This window comes from uncultured Brachyspira sp., assembly GCF_949287625.1.
In the GTDB taxonomy this organism is placed as follows: domain Bacteria; phylum Spirochaetota; class Brachyspiria; order Brachyspirales; family Brachyspiraceae; genus Brachyspira.
In genome coordinates, this window is sequence record NZ_CASEGO010000125.1 from 1 (window position 1) to 7,389 (window position 7,389).

General features: G+C 27.5%; 4 protein-coding genes. 1 reads left to right on the forward strand and 3 read right to left on the reverse strand.

What is annotated here, in order from left to right; all coding sequences use genetic code 11:
- Nucleotides 1-289 precede the first annotated feature (289 nt).
- A complete protein-coding gene (locus Q1X91_RS13960; protein ID WP_300758902.1) occupies nt 290-2,302 on the forward strand; it encodes an LTA synthase family protein in 2,013 nt (670 codons plus the stop codon).
- 96 nt (nt 2,303-2,398) lie between these two features.
- Here the strand turns inward: Q1X91_RS13960 and Q1X91_RS13965 are convergent, their stop codons facing one another.
- From Q1X91_RS13965 to Q1X91_RS13975, 3 genes are read right to left on the reverse strand one after another with little or no spacing between them, the layout of a single operon-like run.
- Entirely contained in the window at nt 2,399-2,659 is a 261-nt protein-coding gene (locus tag Q1X91_RS13965) for a hypothetical protein (RefSeq protein WP_300758905.1), read from the reverse strand.
- A gap of 16 nt (nt 2,660-2,675) precedes the next feature.
- The gene (locus Q1X91_RS13970) at nt 2,676-4,358 is read right to left on the reverse strand and encodes a hypothetical protein (RefSeq protein ID WP_300758908.1); all 1,683 of its coding nucleotides are present in this window, start codon (nt 4,356-4,358) and stop codon (nt 2,676-2,678) included.
- A gap of 3 nt (nt 4,359-4,361) precedes the next feature.
- Nucleotides 4,362-7,223: a hypothetical protein gene (locus Q1X91_RS13975; RefSeq protein WP_300758911.1), complete on the reverse strand. Its 2,862-nt coding sequence runs from the start codon at nt 7,221-7,223 to the stop codon at nt 4,362-4,364.
- Nucleotides 7,224-7,389 lie beyond the last annotated feature (166 nt).

The following is a 7,389-nucleotide window of genomic DNA, read 5'->3' on the forward strand; positions in this document are numbered from 1 at the left end:
ATTGTAGGTGATGTCATTCCTTCTGACACTTTCTCTACAGTTACTAATACAACACGCTCTTTACTTGGTGAGCCTGCCTGTTTATTTTGTGCTGATACTGTAATAGGAATAATACATAAAAATACTAATAATAAGATTAATGAGCTGCGAAACATATATCCACCAAACACTTAGTATCCTGTTATACTACACTACTATTTGTAAAAAGAAAACAAAAAAATATAATAGTTGCTATATTTATAAAATTTTATATAATATTTGTTTAATAAATTTTATAAGAGAAAACGACATGGGCAATAAAATTCTTAAAACATATATTCAAATTATAACATTTCTTATTTATCTATTAGTTATTTTTGGACTGTGCAGAATAGGTTTTATTATAAACTCTGGTATCTTAAATTCTGCTATTAATGGAGCAGACAGCTCTGCTTCACTGCCATTTTTAGATATAATGCAGACACTTTTTTCAGGTCTTAGATATGACGGCAGACTTGCTGCCCCTGCTGCTTTTATTTTTGCTGTATTATATATTGCATTTTCATTTATAAAAAAAGCACAGAAACCTGTTATTATTGTTTTTACATCTATAATATCATATATCGTAATAATTGCATCATTTGTAAATGATACTTATTTCAGCATTTTTAATGATACTTTTAATATTATACTGCTTGGTGTTATATATGATGACCAGTCTGCAATATTCCATACAGCAGTTAACAGCGACTATAATGCTCTGCCGAAAATTTTAGCATCTATTATTTTAACTGCCGTAGCTGTATATATTTATAATAAAATATATAAAAAAATTGAAAATATTAGTAAATCTGTTTCTATAAAACAGGCTGTACCATTAGGTATTTTATTACTTTATGTTTTAATACTTACTACATCTTCCACATTTAATCTGCAGGGTGGAGATTTAAGCTATATTGTAAAACTTCCAGAAAATGCTTTCCTTAAAAAAGCAGCTCCCGGAGCTCTGCATGATTTAGACAGAGTATATAGAGCCTATAAAGATATTAAAGGCGAAAGTTTTGAAAAATATGCAGGCGGTAAAACTATTCAGCAGGTTATGCAGATATATTTTGGTGATAGATATACAAATCAAGATAATATCAGCAGTTTAATGGAACAGGAAGTTTTAAGTAACGGCAAAAGTAATGCTAAACATATATTTTTAATAATTATGGAATCTCTTTCTGATTATCACTTATCTGAAGAATTTAAACAGGCAGGCATGGGTAATGATTTAATGGAGCTTGCAGATTCTGAAAACGGCTTAAAAGTACCTGTATTTATACAAAACGGATACGGCACTATAGAAACTATGGATATGATGATTACAGGACTTTACGGCACATATTTCCCTATAAGTGAAATGACTGGTAAAATACCGTGCTTTGATTCATCTACTGGTAAAATATTTAAAGATTTAGGGTATGATACAAACTTTTATTATTTTGGAAGCTCTGCATGGCGTAAAATAGGCACTTATACTGCCGCTCAAGGCTTTAATAAAAGCTATGGTATGGAAAATATACATAATAAGCAAAAAAGCACATGGGGAATATACGATAATGAAGGCTTTGACTTTATACTTGAAAGTATTGATAAAAACCATAATAAGCCTACATTTAATATGATACTTTCTGCATCTAACCACCCGCCTTACGATATAGATACTAAAAAATACTATAATATTGATACAGAAAAAATTAGAAACTTCCTTGATACAAACTACCCAAAAGATAAAAGATTTCCAGGAATAACACCAGAAATTTTAACAGTAACAGAGTATTCTATTAAAAGTGTTGCTGATTTTATTAAAGAAACTTATGCAAAATATCCTGACAGCATTTTCTTTGTTACAGGCGACCATTTTGACAGAAGCTATCCTAACCCTAATAGAAAAATATTTACTTCCACATCTATTCCGTTAATAATATACGGCAGTGGAGTTAGTGAATATAAGCTGAAATATAGTGCAGGAAGCCATAAAGATATTGTACCTACTATTGTAGATATGACAGCTCATAAAGGATTTAAATTTCACTCTTTTGGTCAAAGCCTTGTAACAGATAATAAAAATGAAAAAACAGATAAAGAAAGAATTGCTGTTGGTGCTCAATCCATAGCAAATGGCAGATACTGCTTTAACGGCAGCCTTGAATATTTTGACGGCGAAGAAAAAAATGAAAATGATTTAAATACTGCTAAATTATTCTGGGATAAAAAGAAAGCCGGCGAAGCATTAAGCTGGTATATAGTAAATAAAGGATATAATATACCTAAATAATATCAATATTTTATTTAAATTATACAGAATATGACACAATTTGTCAAAGAAATATAAACATTGAAAATATGTAACAGGGAGATATTTAATATCCCCCTATATTTTTTTACATTCTTCTAAATATTCTTCTATCTGTGCAAGTAAAACTGGGGAAAGCTCTATTTTGCTGGAATATGTATATTTAAATTCTTCTGTATCTTTATTATTTTTTACAGGTATATTATCATATATTTCTTTTACATCTTTCATAGATGATATGCCTAAGCCAGCTAATGCAGGGCTTAAGGATAATAAACCTAATGTTTTTAATGCACTGCGTTTTTTAAGTAATTTATTTTGCCTTATTAAATATTTCATTTTCCGTACCGCCTTATTAATACCAGTCTGGGTGTTTTTTATATACACTTGCTGGGTATATATATGGTCTGCCACTTGGATAATATAATGGGTTTTGCTCTAATTCTCTTAATTTAATAGAGTTTAGATAGCCTATGAATTCATCTGAGCCTTTTGGAAAATCCATTATCATATTTCTACGCTCATCGGTTGGTCCTTTTCTATTAATATACTCTTTATTTTTATTTAGAATATATTCACCCCAGCCGCCGCCTAAAAATGAGCCATTAAATTCTGTATCTTCTTTATGTAATAGTTCTCTAAATACTAAAATATCAGCTTCTGTTGCTGTTTTATCTAATGGATGTTTACTATGTGGATTGCGTTTTAACATTTGGTCTATAAACATAGTATTACCATGTGGAGAATGGATAACTGGTTTTGGTGGAAAGATAGTATCCAGCTCTGGTATTAAAGTGCCTTCAAATACTCCAGTTTCTTCCCCATAAAACTGGTTATATATTTTTCTTCTATATAGTTCTTCATTATCAGGCATATATATAGCACCATTTGGATGACCGTCTAATATTTGGTTTTTATAAACAGATAGAAAGTTACCAGTTTCTCCAAAAGTTAAGCAGTCCATAGCATAGTTACTGCCCCACATAGCAGCAAGGCGCACTATAGCTAAATTCCTTGGGCTTGCATATTCCATAACATCAGTATTAAAATTTATAATAAATTCATCAAAGCATTTATAATCAAGGCTTGATATCATAGCACATAATACCCACTCTAAATCTGCACCTTCATGGGCTAATCGCATATAAGCATCGTAAGAGCCCATATTAGCTGCTCGCATTAAGTGAGTAACATATTCTTTTCTAAAACGGCTGTCAAAACGGTGGCGGGAAAAGTGTTTTAAATAATGGTAATATACTTCTGCCTGTAAATATGGACCTGTTGGAAGACCTTTCTTTTCAAGCTCTCTACCAGCTAACTCTATTTGACGCAGTGTATCTTTCATATCTTTTAAGGCTTTATTATAATCACCATAAGTGGTCTGTTTTAATAATTTAGCCATATTATTAGGGTATAAATCTACTGCATAAGTATTTATATAATCAAAATATAACATACGGTATGGTGATTGTTCTAACCTATGTAAGCTTATTTTGCATATTAAATATGTAGCTACATAGTTTCCTTTAAATGCAGCTTTTTGAAGTAATGGAAAGGCTTTATCATATTCTTTATTATTAAAATATTCTAACCCATCTTTAAATAAAGCTTTGCTTTCAGCATCATGGGGCATATTAGGGTAGTTTATCATTTCTTTTTCATATTTTAAGTGTGGTATATATACACTTTTAAGCTCGCTTTTCTTTAATATCATTGCTCGCTTTTCTTTTATATCTGATAATGAGTTAAATTTATCCAGCTCTTCCTTTTCCCACCTTATACCTATTGGTGCCTGCCGTATTCTTTCTCTGTATTCTATTAAGTGTTTTTTTTCTATATCATAAGGAAGCACTTTATATAAATAATATGACCTTATGCTGTTTTTGGGGTATTCCTTTACAATATGCTGAAACTCTGCATCTACTTCCTTTTTTTCTGGCAGGTAAGGTTTAAGACCTTGAAGACGCCATAATTCTTGAAATGTATCAGAAAATAAAAAATTTTGCTCTGATACTATTCTATTCCAACTAAATATCATATATTATCCCTCTATAATGTTTTGTGGTAATACCCATAATGTGATAATACCTATAAATGGCTGCTGATTAACTGATATTTGTTTTTTTAGATATTCATCTTTAAATTTTTTATCATCTACCTGCATATAAGCACTTCTTAAGTTTTGGCGGGCTATTTCATGCAGGCTTTCTGTAAAAGATGAATTTCTTTTCTGTATTACTTTACTATCAGTTTGGACAGCTTTTATTTTCTTTGGAACTAAATCAAAATCCGGCTTATAGCCTTCTGCAAAACATACTGCCTGATAAAAGCTTTTTGCAACAGTAGTGGCAGGGGTATCTATAGATTCGTCACTTTCCTGATTATTACCATTTATTTCTATATCGTTGTTATCTGAAATATTTGAAAGTTTTTCATCTTTTAAGCCAAGCATATTTTTAATAGTTTCTATATTTATGTTTAAAGGTTCATCTTTTTTTTGGTTTTTATGCTCTTTTGCAATATAGTCCCATGCTTTTGATGCACCTGCACCATGAATACTGCTACCATTATATTTATCTTTATATTCTTTTAGTAATACATTATCTAAATCTGTAACATTTATACCTGTAAGATATGTTTTTATTCTTTCTTTAAAGATAAATTTTGCTGTATCTGCATCATTAATATTCGCATATAAACTATATGAATTAATTAATGAGTTAATATCCATATTTTTATCGCCAAATAATACAGCCTTATTATCAAATATACTAAAATTATTTACTATGTCAATAGGCATACATACTGTATGCTGATTTATTACTGTATGCGGTGGTAAAAATTTATCATCTAAATGCATATAGTTATATAAGTTTATATATTTTTTAAGTTTTTCTTTATCTGGTATATCATATATCCATTGCAGCACTTCATCCAGCAAAGCTCCAAAAAGATAATTACCAATAGTTTTTGCTCCCTTTTTTGCTCCAGAAGATAAACCTTTTAAGTCAATTTCTTCATTTATTTCATTAATTGAATCTATATTTAAAAATATTTCATTAGCAATATCTTTACTTTCTACAGTAATATTTGTTTCCTGTTCTGAGATAACATCATGATGGTTAATATATTCTGGCTTAAACTTAAAGTGGTCAAGAATAAATTCGTAAAGATATATTAAAGTTGATTGAAATGTTTGAGAATCTGCTGTATCTCTTATATTTTTATAATTAATAGTTATAATATTTAACACATATTCTTTACATTCATTATATCTATTTTCATCTACTAAATCACTTGGTGTGTGTTTCTTAAAAACTTCATAAGTCATATATGTTTTTATGATATTATATAATTCAAGAGTAAATGATGATTTTACATGGACACCTTGTTGGTTTAAAAAATTATATATTATACCATATTCAAAAGTATCTTCTAAATTATTTTCTTTAATTATATCATAATGTAAGAATTTTATATTGCTGCTAGTTATATCAGTATAAAACAATATACTAAATACAATATTTTTTAGTATGATTAGTGATAAATCAAATATTTTTTCACTTATTTTAATAAAAATAATATCATTATAACTTAGTTTATCATGATTTAACTTAATATTTGCAATAGTTTTATTTCTATATGTGATAAAATCGTATGTACTTATATATAAATTATTAAAATATTCATAATATTTATCATAAATATTAAAATTTATAAGAATAAAAGGGTACATAATTTTTTTGTAATTTTTAAATTCCATTCTATGCTGTTGATTTATTTCTGTAATTTTTCCAAATTCTTTTTCACAATTACCAATTATAGTATCTAGGAACTCTTGTATCTGGTCTTTTATAAAACCTTTATAATCTTCATACATATCATATTCATCAAGCTGCTCATTTGTATAAAAATAACTAATAGATTGATATGCAGTCATTGTTAGATTAAATAAATTATTTAAATGGGTATTTAACTCATCATCTAATAAAGTATAATTTTTAATATAAATTATTGTATCGCTATAATATGCAAAATAATTAATTATATGTTTTTTAATAAATGGGATTTTCTTGTTATATTCTAAATGATTTTGCCAACGTAAAAAGTCAAAATTTTCAAATTCTAATGTTACCAACCTATCTTCTATATATCTTATCTTCCAGCTTTCTACTTTATTTTTCATACTATTAAATAGTGCAACATATTCATTATATATTTTTTCTATATTTGATAAAATATTATCAATATAGTTAGTTTTTTCTGCATATTTAAAACATGAAAAAAACATAGGATAAATTTTTGATGTTTCTTCCTGCACTTTATTTATCATTAAATCATAATCTGCATAATCATGCATGCCATAGTTTCTTTTATAATCTTCTGCACCTGCTCCAAAACTAATATGATATATTGGATTTACTTTTAATTTATTTGTTAATTCCTGCTTTACTGAAGGACTTTTACCAGATAAAAGAGAATTTGTAAAAATAATAACATTGCAGTAGTTTGTAATATTTTTATTCATATTACTGTCTATTTTATTACTTAAATAATAACTTAAAAGCGGGGTAGTATATAATGGTGTTTCTATATATAATATTTTATAAAGATTATTTATACTGTCATTAAATATTTTGTCTTTTTTATCTTGATAAATCTCTATAAATCTATCATGTATTTGTTTTAAGTTTTTACCAGTATTTTCATTTTCTATATATATTTCATTAAAAACTGATGAAAAAGTGCTGTCTTTTTGAATATCTTCATTATATTTGTAGTTTATATTATATGTTGGCATGTCATTATTTTTATATATATTTAATGGATTATATGAGCTGTATATAGATATAGAATTTTCTGTATATACATAATTGCCTCTGATTTTATATTCATATTCCATTAAAGGCTTTATACTGTTACCAAAAGACTGCAGTAATACTGTAAAATATAAATCTGATAATAAATTATGGGTCTAGACTAGTATCTTTTATTTTTCAAAAAAAATTTTTTCTATGAGATTATAGAAATTATCATGTCTATAATTAAATCTAACCTCACTTTCTTTT